The organism is Curtobacterium sp. AB451 (assembly GCF_050585845.1).
Taxonomy (GTDB): Bacteria; Actinomycetota; Actinomycetes; order Actinomycetales; family Microbacteriaceae; genus Curtobacterium.
Genome location: NZ_JBOBQG010000015.1, coordinates 1 through 4,415, shown reverse-complemented (window position 1 = coordinate 4,415; position 4,415 = coordinate 1). Strand labels below are relative to the sequence as shown.

At 73.8% G+C, this 4,415-nt stretch carries 5 protein-coding genes; 4 read left to right on the top strand and 1 reads right to left on the bottom strand.

The window, feature by feature from the left end; translation table 11 throughout:
• Positions 1–169 (top strand): segregation/condensation protein A (locus ACQXVK_RS17395; protein WP_430854426.1); only part of this gene is annotated, 169 nt, incomplete at its 5' end.
• A complete protein-coding gene (gene scpB / locus ACQXVK_RS17390) occupies positions 159–848 on the top strand; it encodes an SMC-Scp complex subunit ScpB (protein WP_416394972.1) in 690 nt (229 codons plus the stop codon). The genes ACQXVK_RS17395 and scpB, both read left to right, overlap by 11 nt.
• 70 nt (positions 849–918) lie before the next feature.
• Here the strand turns inward: scpB and ACQXVK_RS17385 are convergent, their stop codons facing one another.
• On the bottom strand, positions 919–1,818 hold the full coding sequence (locus tag ACQXVK_RS17385) for a hypothetical protein (RefSeq protein ID WP_430854427.1): 900 nt from the start codon (positions 1,816–1,818) through the stop codon (positions 919–921).
• A gap of 234 nt (positions 1,819–2,052) precedes the next feature.
• Here ACQXVK_RS17385 and ACQXVK_RS17380 point away from each other — a divergent pair, with 234 nt between their 5' ends.
• Positions 2,053–2,835 carry a pseudouridine synthase gene (locus ACQXVK_RS17380; protein WP_402265655.1) on the top strand — a complete coding sequence of 261 codons (783 nt, stop codon included), beginning with the start codon at positions 2,053–2,055 and terminating at the stop codon, positions 2,833–2,835.
• Between the two features lie 76 nt (positions 2,836–2,911).
• Positions 2,912–4,415 (top strand): Ig-like domain-containing protein (locus ACQXVK_RS17375; RefSeq protein WP_430854425.1); only part of this gene is annotated, 1,504 nt, incomplete at its 3' end.

The following is a 4,415-nucleotide window of genomic DNA, read 5'->3' as shown; positions in this document are numbered from 1 at the left end:
GGAGACGGGTATCGTGGTGGCTCGCTTCCTCGCGATCCTGGAGCTGTACCGGAACGCGTCCATCTCGTTCGAACAGCTCGAACCGCTCGGGGAGCTGACGCTGCGGTGGACCGCCGACGACTGGTCCGACGAGAGCCTCGCCGATCTGGGAGCCGACTATGACGGATGACGTGCACGACGGCTCCAGTGCCGAACCCGGCGGCGCCGACGAGATGGCCGACGCCCGGGCGATCGAGCGCGAGATCCACGAGGCGCACGAGCGTGCCGCCCGGCCGGAGATCCCCGTCGACCGACAGCTCGAGGCGATCCTCATGATCGCCGACGAACCCCAGTCGCTCGTGTCCCTCGGCGCTGCCGTCGGTGCGCCCGTCCCCGCCGTCCGACAGGCCATCGAGCGCCTCGTGGCGGACTTCGACGGCGTCGACGGCACGATCCGTCGCGGGTTCGAACTCCGCGAGGTCGGCGGCGGCTGGCGCTTCTACGTCCGGCAGGACCTCGACGACGTCGTCGAGCAGTTCGTCGAGGCCGAACGACCCTCCCGCCTGTCGCAGGCCGCGCTCGAGACCCTCGCGGTCGTCGCGTACAAGCAACCGATCACCCGGTCGCAGATCGCCGCGATCCGCGCCGTCAACGTCGACGGCGTCGTCCGCACGCTCGTCGCGCGCGGGCTCATCGAGGAGTCGTTCACCGACGCCGAGACCGGCGCCATCAACTACGTCACGTCCGACCTGCTCCTGCAGCAGCTCGGCATCAACTCGCTCGACGAGCTGCCGCTCATCTCGCCCCTCCTGGACGACGGTGCCGACGGCTTCGAGCAGAACGAAGGGATCCCCGATGGCCGCGTATGAGGAAGAACGACGAGGCGGCCCACGGGGCGGCGCGGGTGGCCGCGCCGGTTCGGGTCGGCCTGGAGGCGCGTCACGCGACCGCACCGCCGGCTCCGGCCGTGCGGGTGGCCGGTCCGAGGGTGCGGGTCGCGACGAGCGCGGTGGGTACCGCGGGCGCGACGAGCGCCCGGCCTCCGGCCGACGGGACGACGACCGTGGCGGCTCCCGTGGGCGTGACGACCGGGGTGCCGGCGGCGGGTACCGGGGCCGTGACGAGCGTCCGGCGTCCGGTGGGGGCTACCGGGGTCGTGACGAACGTCCGGCGTCCGGCGGCGGGTACCGGGGTCGTGACGAGCGTCCGGCGTCCGGCGGCGGGTACCGGGGCCGCGATGACCGTCCGGCGTCCGGTGGGGGCTACCGGGATCGTGACGAGCGTCCGGCGTCCGGTGGGTACCGGGGCCGCGACGACCGTGCAGGATCGGGCCGCCGCGACGACGACCGTGGTGGGTACCGCGGCCGGGACGACCGTCGTGATGCTCCGCGCCGCGACGACCGCGGAGCCGAACGCGGTCGGTTCGTCGGCCGCGAGGACGACCGCCGCGGCGGTGACCGCGGGGGCTTCGTCCGCCGTGACGACGACCGTGGTGGGTACCGGGGCCGTGACGACCGTCGTGATGCGCCGCGCCGGGACGACGACCGTGGTGGGTACCGCGGCCGTGACGACCGTGCGGGCTCCGGCCGGACGGGCGACGACCGCGGTGGGTACCGCGGCCGTGACGACCGTCGTGATGCACCGCGCCGCGACGACAGTCGCGGTGGGTACCGCGGCCGTGACGACCGTGCGGGCTCCGGCCGGACGGGCGACGACCGCGGTGGGTACCGCGGCCGTGACGACCGTCGCGATGCCCCCCGCCGCGACGACGACCGCCGCCGCGACCCTGCCCGCGAGGACCGTCGAGCACCCGACGGCCGCCCGAGCACCGTCTGGCACAACGGCCGCCGGTACGTCGGCGGCACCACGACGGCGCGCAACGGCGACCGTCCCCGGGGCGGCGGGCCGCGTGGCACCGACCGGCGCACCACACCGCGCCCCGAGGGCACGCGCGACCAGCAGGGCCAGCCGCTCGAGGGCACGCCCGAGCGCCCGATCATCCCGGACTGGGACGCGGCGGACGCGACGGCGGGTGGCGGGGCCGCACCGTCCCTCCAGGCAGAGGGTGAGCGCCTGCAGAAGGTGATCGCCGCTGCGGGCGTGGCGTCCCGACGCGTCGCGGAGAACCTGATCGTCGAGGGCCGCGTGACCGTGAACGGCGAGGTCGTCGACGCGCTCGGCCGCCGCGTCGACCCGGAGACCGACGAGATCGCGGTGGACGGCGTCCCCGTGCAGATCGACACGTCGCGCCGCTACGTCGTCCTCAACAAGCCGACCGGCATCGTGTCGAGCCTGCAGGACGAGCGCGGTCGACGCGACCTCTCGGAGTTCGTGGACCGCTACGAGGAACGGCTCTTCAACGTCGGGCGACTCGACACCGAGACGTCCGGGCTGCTCGTCCTGACGAACGACGGCGACCTCGCGCACGTGCTCGCGCACCCCTCGTTCGGCGTGATGAAGACGTACATCGCGAAGGTCCGGGGCAACGTGAACCCGGGCACCGTGCAGCGTCTGCTCGACGGGGTCGACCTCGAGGACGGGCCCATCGCGGCCGACAAGGTTCGGCTGCTGGAGTCCTCCCGCGGGGAGTCGCTCGTCGAGATCACGCTGCACTCGGGTCGGAACCGGATCGTGCGCCGCATGCTCGACGAGGTCGACCACCCGGTGCTCGAGCTCGTCCGGCGCTCGTTCGGACCGCTGCACCTCGGATCGCTGCCCATCGGCAAGACCCGGGAGCTGTCGACGGTCGAGCTCGGGAAGCTCCTCCGCATCGCTCGCGACGCCAAGGGCGTGCCGGCCGACGGCGTGCCGGCCGACGGCGTGCCGGCCGACGGCGCGGAGGACTCCACCGACTAGGAGCACATCACAGTCGGAAGTATTTCATATTCACAATCTAGAGTCGTGCCGCCTCGTCCGACTCCAGAAAGTGCACATGAACACGCTCACCCGACGATCCGTCGCGGCAGCGGGAGCCTTCGCGCTCGCCGCTGCTGCGGCGGGGATCGCCTTCACGTCCTCGCCGGCCGCTGCCGCGCAGACGGACGTCCCCCGCCAGCCCCTGCCGACCGAGTTCACGCTCGCCGTCCCGAGTGACGACGGCACCACCCTCGCCTGGACCGGCGCGCCCGACCGCTCCGAGCTGCGGGAGTACGCCAGTCCCGCCGCCGCAGCCGACGCGGGACTCACGCCGTTCTCCCTCATCCCGGACGCCAACGGCTTCGCCAAGATCGTCGCGGGTGGTGCGTCGTTCGGGTACTGCCTCTACCTCGGCCAGACCACCGCCGGCACGGTCGGCGCCAGCATCAGCAAGGACCGCTGCGGTGTCGCCGCGTCGAACTGGACGGTCACCGACGGCCGGATCACCTCGCCGTACGGGTACGCCCTCGGCAACGAGACCGCCCGTGTCGACGGCACGGCCGGACTCGCCGCGACCGCCTCGGCCACCGGCGCGGACTTCGGCATCGAGACCGGCTTCGCGGACGCCGTCCCGCCGACGACGTTCGACGTGACGTCCCCGACGACGAACGACCCGAACGACCGTGCGGTCCTCCGGGGCCGGACCGCGCCGTCGAGCACCGTCCTCGTCACCGACCGCAGGGGCGCCAGCCTGGTCCGGGGCACCGTGTTCACCGACGCCACGGGTGCGTGGGAAGCGCACATCGACTCCCCGCCCCGGGGCGTCACCGAGCTCGACGTCCTGGTGACGGTGTCCACCGGGCAGACCGTCCGCGAGCGGAGCTGGGGGACCGTCTCCTACGGCGCCGGCATCAGCGCCGCGTCGGACACCACACCGATCGGGGTCGACGGGACCACCGCCATCACGGGGACGGGCGACCCCGGTGCCGCGGTCCGGGTCGTGACGGGTGGCCGGGCCGACCCGGTCGTGGTCGGGCGCGACGGGACGTGGACGATCGACGTCACGGTGGACCGGGCGAAGCGGGCAGCGACGTCGTCGGTCGTCCTCGAGATGGCCGGCGTCGGCGGACAGCGCACCGTCGTGCCCGTCGCCGTCCGGGCCGCATCGCTCGACGCCGACGTCGTGTTCCCGGCCGACGCGGCCGAGTCCGCCTACGTCGAGGGCGACGCCGAGCCCGGATCGACGATCGAGGTCCGCGCGACGGACGGTGCGGCCGTCGGGACGGCGACGACCGACGCCCGCGGTCACTTCGAGGTCGAGGTCGGCGCACCGGACGCCAGCGGGCGGAAGGACCTCCGGATCGTCGAGCGTTCGGACGGCGAGGTCGTCGCGCAGGACGACGTGACGGCGGACTACGGCGCGCCCGTGCGGATCCTCTCGCCGTCGACGGGCGGGACCCTCACGCCGGGGTCCGAGGTCGTCGGGACGGGGGAGCCCGGGGCCGAGGTCGCGCTCGAGCTCGGCGGGAAGACCGTGCACACCATCGTGGACGCGGACGGCGAGTGGAGCGCACGGTTCG